Origin of the sequence: Streptomyces sp. NPDC008125 (assembly GCF_042957125.1) — a bacterium.
In the GTDB taxonomy this organism is placed as follows: Bacteria; Actinomycetota; Actinomycetes; order Streptomycetales; family Streptomycetaceae; genus Streptomyces.
Map to the genome: position 1 here is coordinate 430391 of NZ_JBIBHR010000002.1, position 14539 is coordinate 444929.

12 protein-coding genes are annotated in these 14539 nt (G+C 71.8%); 4 read left to right on the plus strand and 8 right to left on the minus strand.

The features are described 5' to 3' along the window. Positions 1-143 precede the first annotated feature (143 nt). On the plus strand, positions 144-968 hold the full coding sequence (locus ACFZAX_RS04625; RefSeq protein ID WP_390959035.1) for a maleylpyruvate isomerase family mycothiol-dependent enzyme: 825 nt from the start codon (positions 144-146) through the stop codon (positions 966-968). 16 nt (positions 969-984) lie between these two features. On the opposite strand, the gene ACFZAX_RS04630 is transcribed toward ACFZAX_RS04625, so the two are convergent. Further along, entirely contained in the window at positions 985-1548 is a 564-nt protein-coding gene (locus ACFZAX_RS04630) for a TetR/AcrR family transcriptional regulator C-terminal ligand-binding domain-containing protein (protein ID WP_390959037.1), read from the minus strand. 187 nt (positions 1549-1735) lie between these two features. Between ACFZAX_RS04630 and ACFZAX_RS04635 the strand changes: the two genes are divergently transcribed. Beyond that, on the plus strand, positions 1736-3130 hold the full coding sequence (locus ACFZAX_RS04635; RefSeq protein ID WP_390959039.1) for an MFS transporter: 1395 nt from the start codon (positions 1736-1738) through the stop codon (positions 3128-3130). A 25-nt stretch (positions 3131-3155) separates the two neighbouring features. On the opposite strand, the gene ACFZAX_RS04640 is transcribed toward ACFZAX_RS04635, so the two are convergent. After that, positions 3156-4463: an MFS transporter gene (locus ACFZAX_RS04640; protein WP_390959040.1), complete on the minus strand. Its 1308-nt coding sequence runs from the start codon at positions 4461-4463 to the stop codon at positions 3156-3158. Beyond that, complete coding sequence (locus tag ACFZAX_RS04645; protein WP_390959041.1) at positions 4460-5143, minus strand: FCD domain-containing protein; 684 nt, start codon at positions 5141-5143, stop codon at positions 4460-4462. The genes ACFZAX_RS04640 and ACFZAX_RS04645 overlap by 4 nt, the downstream gene beginning before the upstream one ends. Before the next feature lie 278 nt (positions 5144-5421). On the opposite strand from ACFZAX_RS04645, the gene ACFZAX_RS04650 reads away from it, so the two are divergent. Beyond that, positions 5422-6309, plus strand: a complete 888-nt coding sequence (locus tag ACFZAX_RS04650; protein ID WP_390959043.1) for a D-alanyl-D-alanine carboxypeptidase family protein — start codon at positions 5422-5424, stop codon at positions 6307-6309. A gap of 123 nt (positions 6310-6432) precedes the next feature. Then, positions 6433-8460: a PA14 domain-containing protein gene (locus tag ACFZAX_RS04655; RefSeq protein ID WP_390959045.1), complete on the plus strand. Its 2028-nt coding sequence runs from the start codon at positions 6433-6435 to the stop codon at positions 8458-8460. 119 nt (positions 8461-8579) lie between these two features. On the opposite strand, the gene ACFZAX_RS04660 is transcribed toward ACFZAX_RS04655, so the two are convergent. From ACFZAX_RS04660 to ACFZAX_RS04680, 5 genes are all read right to left on the minus strand, one after another. Next, complete coding sequence (locus ACFZAX_RS04660) at positions 8580-10274, minus strand: alpha-amylase family glycosyl hydrolase (protein WP_390959047.1); 1695 nt, start codon at positions 10272-10274, stop codon at positions 8580-8582. After that, entirely contained in the window at positions 10271-11269 is a 999-nt protein-coding gene (locus ACFZAX_RS04665; protein ID WP_390959049.1) for a TIGR03885 family FMN-dependent LLM class oxidoreductase, read from the minus strand. Before ACFZAX_RS04665 ends, ACFZAX_RS04660 begins: the two co-directional genes overlap by 4 nt. Positions 11270-11414: 145 nt before the next feature. After that, the gene (locus ACFZAX_RS04670) at positions 11415-13226 is read right to left on the minus strand and encodes an alpha-amylase family glycosyl hydrolase (protein WP_390959051.1); all 1812 of its coding nucleotides are present in this window, start codon (positions 13224-13226) and stop codon (positions 11415-11417) included. A 205-nt stretch (positions 13227-13431) separates the two neighbouring features. Beyond that, entirely contained in the window at positions 13432-13995 is a 564-nt protein-coding gene (locus tag ACFZAX_RS04675; RefSeq protein ID WP_390959053.1) for a DUF3618 domain-containing protein, read from the minus strand. Next, positions 13992-14468: a phage holin family protein gene (locus tag ACFZAX_RS04680; protein ID WP_390959055.1), complete on the minus strand. Its 477-nt coding sequence runs from the start codon at positions 14466-14468 to the stop codon at positions 13992-13994. Before ACFZAX_RS04680 ends, ACFZAX_RS04675 begins: the two co-directional genes overlap by 4 nt. Positions 14469-14539: the final 71 nt, after the last annotated feature.

Below are 14539 nucleotides of genomic sequence, written 5' to 3' on the forward strand. Positions count from 1 at the left end.
GGTGCCTGCTCGCAGCGTAACTTGGAACTTTCCGAAGGAACGAACCTCCCACGCAGCTCGCAGACAGCGCCGTCAGTGCCAGCCCACCCGCCCGCACTCCCTGCTCTCCAGCCCACGCACCGAAGAACCGCACGAGGGGTCCCGTGACCGTCCATCCCAGCCTCCAGACCTACGCCGACGCCTGGACCCACTCCATCGAGGCGATAACGGAGCTGGTGCTGCCGCTCGCCGAGGGGGACTGGAACCGCCGTACGCCGTGCCCCGCCTGGTCGGTGCGCGACATCGTGTCGCACATCATCGGCATGGAGTGCGAGCAGCTCGGCGACCCGCGGCCCATCCACACACTGCCGCGCGACCTCTACCACGTGCAGAGCGACATCGCCCGGTACATGGAGATGCAGGTCGACGTGCGGCGCCACCACACCTCGCCCGAGATGACCTCGGAGCTGGAGTACACGATCATCCGCCGCTCCCGGCAGCTGCGGAACGAGTCACGCGCCCCCGAGACGATGGTCCGGGCGCCCCTGGGTGCCGAGCAGACCCTCGAAGTCGCCCTGCACATGCGGGCCTTCGACGTGTGGGTGCACGAACAGGACCTGCGTGCGGCGCTCGGGCGGCCCGGCAACCTCGATTCCCCCGGCGCCCACATCGTCCGCGACACCCTGCTGGAGGCGCTGCCGAAGGTCGTCGCCAAGGACGCGGGCGCCCCGGCGAACTCGGCCGTGGTGCTCGACGTCCAGGGGCCGTTGGAGTTCCTCCGTACGATCCGGGTGGACGCGGAGGGGCGCGGCTCGATCGACGGTTCGCCGTCGCTGGGCCCCGCCGTGACGCTGGCGATGGACTGGGAGACGTACTACCGGCTGGCCTGCGGGCGGGTGCGGCCGTCGACCGTCGCGGACCGGATCAAGGTCGAGGGCGACGAGGACCTGGCGGCGGCGATCCTGCACCGGTTCGCCGTGACCCCGTAGATGCGTGCGGGGAGCGTCAGCGGACCAGGGGCAGCAAGACCGTGTCGACGATCTCTTCGAGCACGTCGTCCGGCACGGGGGCGAAGGTCGTGAGGAGTTCGTGGCGCAGCAGGTCGAAGGGGAGTGACCTGATGCGGTCGGTGAGGCGTTCGGGCCGGACCTCGCCGCGCCGGACGGCCCGGTCGTAGAGCACGTCGACGGCTTCCTTGCGCCCGCTGGTGAGGGGGGAGCGCGGGGCGTCGGGGCCGGCGGCCCGGTGGTAGTCGGCGAGTTGCACGCTCATGACGGTGACGAGTTCGATGCGGGTGGCGTTGATCTCGCGCATGAGGGTGAGCACGTCCCCGCGCAGGCTCCCCGTGTCGGGGATGTCGAGGAGGGCCCCCTTCATGACGTGCTGGAGGGTGGCCCGGACGAGGGCGTCGCGGTCGGACCAGCGGCGGTAGAGGACGGGCGGGCTGGTGCCCGCGCGCTGGACCACGGCGTCCATGGTGAACCGGGCGTAGCCGTTGGCCGTGAGCTCTTCCCATGCGGCGTCGAGGAGTGCCTTCTCCAGCGCCGGTCCGCGTCGCCGCTCGGCCATGACGTCTCCTTGAGGATCTCTGAATCCGCTTAGATAGATTTGCCTATCTTATTCCGGAGCTCTACCCTGAGCCCAGTAAGATAGGACTCTATATCTTAGGTGGTTGTCGTCCTTGCGTACTCATCACGGGACCGGGACCGCACCCCCTGGGACGGCCCCCTCCCCCCGCTCCCTCCGCGAGGCATGGGTGGCGTTGGCCGGTCTGTCGGCGGTGTTCCTCTTCGAGATGCTGGACAACTCGGTCCTCGACGTCGCACTCCCCACGATCGGGCGGCAGGCGCACGCCTCGACGACCGCGCTCCAGTGGGTGGCGGGGGTGTACGCGGTCGTGTTCGGCGGGCTGATGCTCGCGTTCGGCGCGGTCGCCGACCGGTTCGGGCGGCGGCGGGTGATGCTCGTCGGGCTGGTGCTGCTGGGCGTCGCGAGCCTGGCGACCGTCTGCGTCACCACCCCGGGGCAGCTCGTCGCGGTCCGCGCGGTGACGGGCGTCGCGGCGGCGATGACCACGCCGGGCTCGATGGCGCTGGCCTTCCGGCTGTTCGACGAGGACGGGCTGCGCGTACGGGCGACCACCCTGATCTCCACCGTGGGTCTGGCGGGGCTCGCGGTCGGCCCGACGGCGGGCGGTTTCGTGCTCGCGGTCGCGCCGTGGCAGGTGCTGCTGCTGGTGAACGTGCCGGTCGCCGCGCTCGCGTTCCTGGGGATACGCCGGGGCATCGCACCCGACGGGGCGGCGGAGCTCCACCGTGATCCGGTGGACGTGGCCGGAGCGGTGCTCGGTACGGCGACGATCGTGGCGGCGCTCCTCGCGCCGACGCTCTTCGTGGACCGGGGCGCCGGCGCCTGGGCCCCCTGGACGGTTCTGGCGGCGGGCGTGGCGGGGGCGGTGCTCTTCGTCCTGCGCGAGCGGTCGGCGCGCCACCCGCTCCTCGACCTGCGGCTCCTCGCCGCCCCGCTGGTGTCGACCGGCCTGGCGTTCAAGGCCGCGGCAGGGCTGGCGACCGCCGGGCTCGGCTATCTGGTGACGCTGCGGCTCCAGCTCGACTGGGGGTGGTCATCCGGACAGGCGGCCCTCGGGATGCTGCCGCAGGTGGTGGTGCTGGTCGCGGGCGGCGCGTTCGTCCGGCCGTTCGTGGAGCGGGCCGGGCTCGAACGGGCCGCCCTGCTCAGCGCCTCGGCGGTCGTCGCCGGGCTCGCCGTCCACTCGCTGCTGGGCGGGTACGGCTACGGGTGGGTCGCGCTCGCCCTCGTCCTCGTGGCGTCCGGGATGCGGGTGGTCGGGGTCGTCGCGGGGGTCAACGTGCTGCGGGGGCTGCCCGAGAACCGGACGACGACCGGCGCGGCCCTCGTCGACACGGCCTCCGAGGTCAGCTCCGGCGCCGCCGTCGCGGTCGCCGGTACGGTCCTCGCCGCGCTGTTCACCGGCAGCGTCGCCGACGCGCACTGGAGCGCCCGGCAGACCGCGGAGTTCCACCGGGCCACCACGGTCGCGGGCCTCGCGCTCACCGTCCTGGCCGCCGCGCTCGTCGCCTGGGGGTTCGCCCGGGCCCGCGCCCCACGGGCCACCCCCGGGAACGGGTGACCCCGCACCCCCGGGCCGGAACCACTCACACCGGTACGTGCACCGCCTCCACCCGGCTGACCACGTGGTGCTCGCGCTCCCGTGCCGCCGCGCGCTTGCGCAGGCGCAGGATCTGTACGAGGCCGAGCGCCTCCAGGACGAACACCGAGGAGAACGCGATCGTGTAGTCGTCGCCGGTCGCGTCGAGCAGCACCCCGACCAGGAACAGCGTGGTCATCGAGGCGATGAAGCCGCCCATGTTGACGATGCCGGAAGCGGTGCCCTGACGCTCGGGCGGATTGGCGGGCCGGCCGAAGTCGAAGCCGATCATCGACGCGGGGCCGCAGGCGCCCAGCACCACGCACAACACGATCAGCAGCCACATCGGCGCGTGGCCCGGGTGGAAGATGGTGGCCGCCCAGAGCACCGCCGTCGCCCCGACCGTGCCGAGGGCGAGCGGGAGCCGGGCCGCGTGGTGGCGGGCGATGACCTGTCCGTAGACGAGGCCCACCGACATGTTGGCCAGCACCACCAGGGTGAGCAGGCTGCCGGCGGTGCCCCGGCTCAGCCCCTGGTCCTCCACGAGGAACGGCAGCCCCCACAGCAGCAGGAAGACCATCGCCGGGAACTGCGTGGTGAAGTGGACCCACATCCCGAGCCGGGTGCCGGGCTCACGCCAGCACGCGGCGATCTGACGGCGTACGTACGCGGCCCCCGCGTGCTCCACGGGCGGCGGTTCGTGGCCCTCCGGGTGGTCCTTCAGGAAGAGCAGCATCAGGACCAGCACCAGCACGCCGGCCAGCGAACTGCCGACGAACGTCTTCGTCCAGCCGAAGCCGTGCAGGGCGCGCGCGATGAAGAGGGTGGAGACGAGGTTGCCCGCCATCCCGAAGAGCGCGGCGATCTGCCCGATCATCGGTCCGCGCCGGGCCGGGAACCACCGGCTGCCGAGCCGCAGCACGCTGATGAACGTCATGGCGTCGCCGCAGCCGAGCAGCGCGCGCGAGGCGAGCGCGGTGCCGTACGACGGGGAGAGCGCGAAGCCGAGCTGACCCGCGGTGAAGAGGACCGCGCCGAGGGCGAGGACCTTCTTGGTGCCGAGCCGGTCGACCATCAGGCCGACGGGTATCTGCATCCCCGCGTACACCAGCAGCTGGAGGATGGAGAAGGTCGACAGGGCCGAGGCGTTGACGTCGAAGCGTGTCGCGGCGTCGAGCCCGGCGACCCCGAGACTCGTACGGAAGATGATCGCGACGAAGTAGACGGCGACCCCGATGCCCCATATCCACACGGCCCGCCGGCCGCCGGGAGGATCTCCGGGCAGCGAGAGGGTGGGCGCGGCTGCCGAGCTCATCGGTCCTCACCCCGCACCAGCACCTTGACCCGGCCGACGTGCCGCCGGACGACCCCTGCGGCCGCCTCGGCATCACCCGATCGAATGGCTTCCAACAGCTCGGTGTGCTCGGTGATGTTGGCGGCGATCCTGCCGGGATGCGCCTCCATCACGGCGACGCCCATCCTCAACTGCCGGTCGCGGAGCTGGTCGTAGAGGCGGGAGAGGATCTGGTTGCCCGCGTTGCGCACGATCTCCGCGTGGAAGCAGCGGTCGGCGACGGAGACCGCCGCCAGGTCCCCGGCCCGCGCGAGGGTGCTCTGCTCGGCGAGCAGCTCCTCCAGCCTGCCGATCAACCGCGGGGAGGCGGGCACCGCCTTGCGGGCGGCGAACTCCTCGACCAGCAGCCGGGTTTCGATGACATCGGAGATCTCCTGGGCGGAGACCGCGAGGACGAGCGCGCCCTTCTTCGGATAGAGCTTGATCAGCCCTTCCACTTCGAGGCGGAGCAGCGCCTCGCGTACGGGGGTCCGGGAGACGCCGACCGCTTCGGCGAGGTCCCCTTCGGTGAGGAGCGTCCCGCCCTCGTAACGGCGGTCGAGCACCGCCTCCTTGACGTGGGAGTAGACGCGTTCGGCGGCGGGAGGCGGCTTGGGTCGCGCCCGGTGGGCAGCAGCGGAAGCGGGAGGTGCGACAGGCATGCACACAGCATAGATACAACATGGACGCATGAGGGAAACCGTCCGTGATCCGGACGCCCCGGCGACACCGTGGGCCCCTCCCGCCCCAGGAAGAACGCCCGCACCGGGGGTGACCGGGTTGTCCGCCCCGCGCGCTACGATGCGCAGCGCTCCGCACGCCGTTTCAAACGCGCCCCGGCGCCAGCACATCCAAGCGGCCGTCCCAGGAGTCTCACCATCAGCGGCTCCCATGCAGTCGCATTCCAGTGGCATTTGGAGCATTTATCTTGAAGATCCGCATGAGGGGCATTCGCCGCACGTCCGTCGCGGCGACCGTAACCCTGACGGCCGGTGCCGTCATCGCCGGTGGGGCGCTCGCCACCACCGCGCAGGCGGCCACGGTCCCGACGCCCACCGTCGTCGCGCCCGGCGGGTTCGTGATGAACAACGCGAACTCCGCGACGCTCTACTCCAAGGGCGCCGACACCCGCCGCGCCACCGGCTCCACCACCAAGATCATGACCGCCAAGGTGGTGCTGGCCCAGAAGAACCTCAACCTGAACAGCACCGTCACGATCCAGAAGGCGTACAGCGACTACATCGTCTCCAAGGGCGCCTCCTCGGCGCACCTGATCGTCGGCGACAAGGTCACCGTGCGCCAGCTGCTGTACGGCCTGATGCTGCCGTCCGGCTGCGACGCTGCGTACGCGCTCGCCGACAAGTTCGGCACCGGCACGACCCGCGCGGCCCGGGTGAAGTCCTTCCTCGGCAAGATGAACGCCGACGCGAAGACCCTCGGCCTGAAGAACACGCACTTCGACTCGTTCGACGGCATAAGCAATGGCTCGAACTACTCGACCCCGCGCGACCTGACGAAGATCGCCAGCAGCGCCATGAAGAACTCCACCTTCCGCTCCATCGTCAAGACCAAGTCGACGAAGCAGAAGGTCACCACGAAGAGCGGCGGCTACCGCTACATGTCGTGGACCAACACCAACAAGCTGCTGAGCAGTTACAGCGGCATGATCGGTATCAAGACCGGCTCCGGCAGCAATGCCAAGTACTGCCTGGTCTTCGCCGCGACCCGCAACGGCAAGACGGTGATCGGCGCCGTCCTGGCCTCCTCCACCGAGGCCACCCGCACGACCGACGTCAAGAAGCTCCTGGACTACGGCTTCAAGAAGTAGTCCCCGGCACCGCACCGGTGCCACGGGAGGGGTCCGGGCCGCGCGCGCTCCGCGCACCGGGCCCCTCCTCCGTGCTCCCCTCCCGTTGTGCCCGACGACCCTTGTCCGAAAGGGCCTTCCCACGTGATATCCCGTTCCCGCGCAGGGCTCCGTTCCGTCGCGGCCCTCTCCGTCGCGGCGACCTCCTGCACGCTGCTCTCGGCCCTCGGCGCCACTCCGGCGGCGGCGGCCACGGTGGTCTGCAGGACGAACTACTTCACGCGCACCTTCTACGCGAACACCACGTTCGCCGGCACGCCGAAGAAGACCGACTGCGACGACGCGATGGACCAGAACTGGGGCACCAACGCGCCCGTGTCCGGTCTGCCGAAGGACAACTTCGCCGTCCGCTACTCCGTCACCCGCGACTTCGGCGGAGGCGGCCCCTTCACCTTCGCCGCGTCGGCCCGCGACGGGGTGCGGGTCTACCTGGACGGCGTCCGGAAGATCGACATCTGGAAGAACGGCTCGGCCACCGTGTCGAAGTCGGTCAACCTCACCGTCCCGTCCGGCAAGCACACCCTGCGCGTGGACTACGTGAACTGGACGGGCGCCGCCAACGTCAAGTTCAGCTACGCGCCCCGCACGTCGAAGACGGTCGACAAGGTCAGGCCCCGCACCCCGGCCGGTGTGAAGGCCGTCCACGACACCGCGTCCGGCAAGGTCAAGGTGACCTGGCCGGCGAGCGTGGAGATGGATCTCGCCGGCTACCGCGTCTACCGCCGCCTGGCCGGCACCACCGCGTACACCCAGGTCGCCGCGGGCGGGGCCACCGGCTACACCGGCCTCAACCCCGCGCCCGGCAAGACCTATTACTACGAGATCCGCGTCGTCGACAAGGCCGGGAACGTCTCCACCGGCTCGGCCGACGTCCCCGTGGTGTCGCCGCTCATGACCACGCCCACCGGTCTCACCGCCACGGGTACGGACGCGGGCATCGCGGTGACCTGGAAGCCGGTGGCGGGCGCGACCCGCTATCTGTTGAACCGCAGCGGCTCCGGTACCGCCACCACCGTGTCGGTGGCCGGAACCTCCTTCAACGACACCGCTGTCGCCCGGTCCGCGCAGTGGCAGTACCGGGTGGCCGCCGTGGACGGCGCCGGGCGCACCTCGGCCTACACCCCGGCGACGTACGCGGCCGGCTCCGCCCACCGGACCGTCGCCGCCCCGCACAGCCTGACGGCGGTCCCGGCCACGAGCTCGGTCACGCTCTCCTGGCTCCGGGCGACGACGGACGGCTCGGTCGCCGGCTACCACGTCTACCGCTCCACGACCCTGCCCGTCGACACGAAGGCCGCACCCGCCGCCGACGTCGTCGCATCGGTTCTGCTGTCGGACGGCAGCCGCCGGTTCACCTGGGAGGACAGCTATCCGGTGGGGAGCACCACGTACCACTACGTGGTCAAGGCGTTCGACGCCTCCGGCAAGGAGTCGGCGGCTTCGGCGAGCGTCACCACCAGGACGCTGTACGAGGACCTGACGGCACCGGCCCCGGTCACCGGCCTCACCGCCGAGCCGACCGACTACGGCGTCGAGCTGCGCTGGAAGAACGGTGGCGAGCCCGACATCGCACGCCAGCGGGTCCTCATCGGCGAGCTGGTCACCGACGAGGAGGAGGGCACCTCGGTCTGCTACGCGGTGGACTCCGCGTACGTGGGCCCCACCGTCACCTCGTACACCGACGTCCGGCTGCCCGACGGTGAGGAACGCTGCTACTTCGTCGACGTGCAGGACACCTCCGGCAACACCAGCATGGGCGACCCCGAGGCCAACCCGGTCGTGATCGTCACCGAGCGGGACCTGACCCCCACCGTGACGACCCCGGAGGGCTCCCCGGTCACCGTCACCGCCGACGCAGCCCCCACCGGCGGCGCCGAGCTCACCTGGCAGCCGGTCACGGACGCCACGGGCTACACGGTCGAGCGCTGGAACCCGGCGACCGGGGCGTACGAGCCGCTCGCGGCAGCTCCCTCGCCGTACTCGGGCACCAGCGTCACGGACACGTCCGCCGCCTCGGGCACCACGCACTTCTACCGCGTGGCCGCCCTCTACGCCGACGGCACCGCGTCCGTCCCCGGCACCGCCCACGTGGTGCTGGCCCCGGCCGCGTGAGCTGACCACCGGACGGTACCGACAGCCCGACGGGCCCCGCGCGGAGGATCGCGCGGGGCCCGAGGACGTCAGAGGATCACTCCGTGGACGTCAGGGGTCACTCCGTGGACGTCAGGGGGTCACTCCGCGACCGCGCGGTCCGGGTCGTCCAGCGGGGTGTTCACCCGCAGCCAGCGGTAGCCGTACGGTTCCAGACCGACGCCGATCCGCCCTCCGGCCGCCGCCTTCACCGACCCGCCGTCGGCCAGGTCGGTGAGGAGACGGCCGCCCCGCAGGCCGGGGACCTCCACGGCCGCGGTGAGCTGCCGGCCGGAGAAGTTGTGCACGGCCAGCACCGCTCCCTCCGGCAGCGAGCTGAGGTGCGCCATCACCCCGGGGTCGTCGGTGTCGAGCACCTCGCAGCGGCCCCACGCCAGTTCGGGCGCCTCGCGGTACCGCTCGATCAGGCTCCGCATCCGGGAGAGCGGCGAGTCGGGATCGCGCATCTGGTCGTGCACGTTGACCCGCTTCGGCCCGAAGGCGCCCTCGACCACCGGATTGGGCAGGGGCCCTTCGTCGGACGAGGTGAAGCCGCCGCCCTTGTCGGGGGTCCACTGCATCGGGGTCCGTACCGCCTGGCGCCCCGGTGCGGCCAGGTTCTCCCCCATCCCGATCTCCTCGCCGTAGAAGAGCACGGGGGTCCCGGGCAGGCTGAGGAGCAGGCTGTAGGCCAGCTCGACGCGGCGGCGGTCGCCGTCGACCATCGGCGGCAGCCTGCGGCGCAGACCCCGGCCGTACACCTGCATGTCCTCGTCCGGGCCGAAGGCGGCGAAGACCTCGGCGCGTTCGTCCTCGTCGAGCTTGTCGAGCGTCAGCTCGTCGTGGTTGCGGACGAAGGTCGCCCAGCGCGCGTCACGGGGCGGCACCGGGCGCTCGCGCAGAGCCGCCGCCAGGGGCCCGGCGTCCTCCCGGGCCATCGAGAGGTACATCCGCTGCATGCCGATGAAGTCGAAGCAGAGGGTCAGTTCGTCGCCCTCCCCGGCCTGCGCGCCGCCGAAGAAACGGGCGGTGTCGGGGTACGGCAGGTTCACCTCGCCCAGCAGGATCGCCTCACCGTTGCGGCGGCCGAGGAAGGCCCGCAGGTCGGCGAGGTACGCGTGCGGGTCGGGGAGGCCGTCCGCGTCCTGCTGCCCGTCGGTCTCCAGCAGGAAGGGCACCGCGTCCACGCGGAAGCCGGACAGTCCGAGCTCGGTCCAGAAGCCCATGATCCGGGCTATCTCGTCCCGCACGGCGGGGTTGGCGACGTTGAGGTCCGGCTGCTGCTTGTAGAACCGGTGCAGGTAGTACTGCTCGGTCTTCTCGTCGTACTCCCAGACGCTCTTCTCCTCGTCGGGGAAGACGACTCCCCGCGGACCGTCCTCCGGAGGCGTGTCGCACCAGACGTACCAGTCGCGGTGGGCGGAGTCCCGGCCGGACCGGGCGTCCAGGAACCAGGGGTGGTGGTCGGAGGTGTGGTTGACCACCAGGTCGGCGATGACCCGGATGCCCCGGTCACGGGCGGTCCGCACGAACTCGGTGAAGTCGCCGAGCGTGCCCAGCCGGGGATCGACACCGTAGAAGTCGGTGATGTCGTAGCCGTCGTCACGCTCCCGGGTCGGATAGAAGGGCATCAGCCACACGCAGGTGACGCCCAGGCGCACCAGGTGGTCGATCCGCTGGGTGAGCCCCGCGAAGTCGCCGGTGCCGTCACCGTCGCCGTCCTGGTACGTCTCCACGTCCAGGCAGTAGACGACGGCGTTCTTCCACCACACGTCGGAGGTACGGGTCAGCCTCATCGGACACCGCCCGCCACGGCGGGGGCGGGCCGGGTGACGTCGAGGCGCGGCAGCACCTTCTCCCCGAAGGCGTCGATGAAGGCGCTCTGTTCGACGCCCACGTGGTGCAGCATGATCCGGTCGAAGCCCAGGTCCGCGTACTCCTGGAGCCAGGCGGCATGTCGGCCGAGGTCGGCGGAGACGCGGACGCTCTCGGCGACCCGCTCCGGTGTGACGTGCTCGCTGACGCTGTCGAAGAGCTCCGCCGAGTCGAGGTCCCAGCTCGCGGGCGGGCCGTGCACGTTGGTGCGCCACTGGTCGTGCGCGAGGGCGAGCGCGGTGCCGTGGTCGGGGTCCCAGCTGAGGTGGACCTGGAGGGTCAGCGGACCGTTGCCGCCCGCCGACCGGTAGGCGTCCACGATCCGCCGCAGGGTCGCGTGCGGGGCGTTGACGGTGATCAGGCCGTCCGCCCAGTCGGCGCACCACCGCGCCGTCTCCTCGCTGCACGCGGCTCCGATCAGCGGCGGCACCGCCTCGGGGAGCGTCCAGAGCCGGGCCCGGTCCACGGTCACCAGCCCCTCGTGGCTCACCTCCTCGCCGCGCAGCAGCGCCCGGACGACGTCGACGCACTCCCGCAGCCGTGCGTTGCGTACGTCCTTGCGCGGCCAGCCCTCGCCGGTGATGTGCTCGTTGGACGCCTCGCCGCTGCCCAGGGCGGCCCAGAAACGGCCCGGGTACATCGCCGCCAGGCTGCCGATCGCCTGCGCGACGATCGCGGGGTGGTAGCGCTGTCCCGGGGCGTTGACGACACCGAACGGGATGCTGTCGGTGGCCTGGAGCGCGGCCCCCAGCCAGGACCAGGCGAAGCCCGACTCGCCCTGCCGAACGCTCCAGGGCGAGAAGTGGTCGGAGCACATGGCGGCGGTGAAACCGGCCTGCTCGGCGCGGACGACGGCGGCCAACAGGGCGCCCGGCGGCACCTGTTCGTGCGATGCGTGGAATCCGTAGACGGTCATGGGGCGCGAGTACCCGGGGATACCCGGATCATCGGCCCGGCACCCCGCCGGCCGCGCTCACCGGCCACCCCCGGCCGCCCTCACCGGCCGCCCTCCCCGGCCGTATTCACCGGCCGCCCTCCCCGTCCGCCCTCACCGGCCGTATTCACCGGACGAGGCGGTGCACCCGCGCCTCCCAGGGGGCGAGGACCAGCCGGCCGGGCCCGGAGGGCGCGGACGGGCCGTTGCCGAGGACGAGCTCGGCGCCCTCCCACTCCTGGTACCAGGGCGCGAGGTCGGCGGGCTCCACGGCCACCGTCCCACCGGTGAAGTTGCCCAGGACCAGCAGCGCCGTCCCGCCGTGGCGGCGGGTGAACGCGTAGATCCGCTCGTCGTCGGGGAGCAGCATGGTGAAGTCGCCGTGCACGACGGCGGGTTCACGTCGGCGCAGGGCGATGAGACGGCAGTAGTGGTGGTAGACGGAGCGCGGATCCGCGTACTGGGCCTCGGCGTTGAACTCGACGTGATCGGGGTTGACCGGGAGCCAGGGGGTCCCCGTGGTGAACCCTGCGTGCGGGGACGCGTCCCACTGCATGGGGGTACGGGCGTTGTCCCGGCCCATCGCCCGCAGGCCGGGCAGCACGTCCTCGGGCCGGGCACCCGCCTCCAGCGCCCGCGCGTAGTGGTGCAGCGACTCGATGTCCCGGAAGTCCTCGATGGTGGCGAACGGGGCGTTGGCCATGCCGAGTTCCTCGCCCTGGTAGACGTACGGGGTGCCCCGGTGCAGGTGCAGCACGGTCGCCAGCATCGTCGCGGACCGGGTGCGGTGCGGCGGGCTGTCGTCGCCGAACCGGGAGACCACGCGCGGCTGGTCGTGGTTGTTCCAGTACAGGCTGTTCCAGCCGACGTCGGCGAGGCCCTCCTGCCAGCGGCCGAGGGACGCCTTCAGGTCCGTCAGCAGCAGCGGGCGCGGATCGAACTTGCCGTGCCCGTGGTCGAGACCGACGTGCTCGAACTGGAAGACCATGTCGAGTTCGGCGCGCTCCGGATCGGTGAACAGCCTCGCCTGCTCGACGGTCACCCCGGGCATCTCGCCGACGCTGAGCAACCGTCCCGGGTAGCGGCCCATCACCTCGCGGTGCATCTCCTGGAGGTACGTGTGGATGCGCGGGCCGCAGACGTAGTGGGGTGAGCCGTCACCGAACAGGCCCTCGGCGGACGGTTCGCCGTCGGGGAGGGCCGGGTCCTTCGAGATGAGGTTGACGACGTCCATCCGGAAGCCGTCCACGCCCCGGTCCAGCCACCACCGCATCATGGCGTACACCGCCTGACGCACCTCGGGGTTCTCCCAGTTGAGGTCGGGCTGCCCGGGAGCGAACAGGTGGAGGTAGTACGCCCCGCTCGCCCCGTCGTACGTCCAGGCGGGTCCCGAGAAGAACGAACCCCAGTTGTTCGGCTCCCCGCCCCCGCCCTTCGCGGTGCCGTCCTCGTGGGCTGCGGTGTCGCCCCCACCCTTCGCGGTGCCGTCCTCGTGCCTCCCGGCGCCGTCCTCGCGCCCCTCGCGCGGCGGACGCCACCAGTACCAGTCCCGCTTGGGGCTGTCCGGGTCGCGCGACTCCTGGAACCAGGGGTGGGCGTCCGAGGTGTGGTTGACCACCAGGTCCATGATCAGCTTCATGCCCCGCCGGTGCGCGGCGGCCAGCAGGCGGTCGAAGGCGTCCAGGTCGCCGAAGACGGGGTCGATGTCCTGGTAGTCGCTGATGTCGTAGCCGTTGTCGGCCTGGGGCGACGGGTACACCGGGGAGAGCCACAGCACGTCCACCCCCAGGCCGGCGATGTGGTCCAAGCGGCGGGTGATGCCGTCCAGATCGCCGATCCCGTCGCCGTCCGAGTCCGCGAAGCTGCGGGGGTAGACCTGGTAGACGACCGACGACTTCCACCACTCCGTGCCGTCGTGCGTCCCGTTCTCCGCTGTCATCGCCGCTCTCCTCCACCCGGGCCCGGACGCACGGTTGCTTCCGCCGCCTCTGCTACCCCTGCCCGGCCACCGCCCCCGCACCCGCGCCCGGCACGCCCGGCGGCTGCCCGGGCGCGGGGGACGACCGGAGGGCGGGGCGACCGGAACCCCGGTCACCCCGCCCTCCGGCCGTCGCCTCAAGCAGCCCTCACCGCCGCACGCCGCCTCAGCGCTTTCCGGCGCGGCGCTTCCTCACCACCACGAGCACCAGCGCGGCGGCGGCCCCGGCGAGGAGCGGGCCGCGTCGGCGGCCGACCGCCCGCTGGGCACGCCCGGCCCGCTCCGCGAACGTGTCCGGGGTCTTCTCCTCGACCCTCGCGGCAAGGGACGTGGCAGCCGCGCCGAGCCGGTCCTTGGCCCGCGCCGCCTTGTCCACCACCGGGGGCGGAAGCTTCTCCTGCGCGTCCCGGGCGATCCGGGCGGCCCGGTCCTTGGCCAGCGCCGCCTTCTCCCGCACCTGGGCCTTGGCGTCGGCGGACTTCTCCCGTACCTGCGCCTTGGCGTCCATCGCGGTCAGCCGCGCCTGGACCTTGGCCTGCGTCGCCTTGGCCTGGGCCTGGACCTTGGCGTCCTCGGCCTTCCGCTGGACCTGTGCCTTCACGTCCGCCTTCGCCGCCAGTGCTTCGACGGTCTGCCCGAGCTGCTCGCGCGTCGCCTCCGCCTTCGCCCGCAACTCCTCGGGGGTCAGGGGTTCGTCGTGCGTGGGCCGGGACTGGGGCATGTCGTTCATCGGTGCGCCTTCTCCTTGATCTCTGCCATGTCGGCCTTGACGTCGTCGATGGCCCGCTCGGGCTTGGGGGGAGTGGCCAGGGCGATCTCCTTCTTGCCCTTCATCGCCAGGGCCGCCGTGACCGCCGCCAGCACGGCGCCCACGATCAGGGCCGAAGCCCACACCGGCATCGCGGTGGCCAGACCGGCGATCGCGGCGGCCACCAGCGCGGCCAGCGCGAGGAAACCCACGCCGGCCGCGCCACCGAACAGCCCGCCGCCCAGGCCGAGCCGCTTGCCCTTCTGTGTCATCTCCGCCTGCGCCAGGCGCATTTCGTCCCGCACCAGCTGTGACAGCTGCTGGGACGCCTGGCTCACCAGCGCCCCCACGGACGCATCCGCCGGGGCGCGCCGCGCGCCGTCCGGTCCGCCGGCGCCGGTCCGGGTGCCGTCTCCGGAACCGCGCGGCCCGGCAGGGTACTCAACCGTGCTCATGGCCGTTCGCCACCTTCCCCTGCGGCGCCGGCACCCGGGAAGGAGAAACCATTCGCCGCATATCGCTGGAT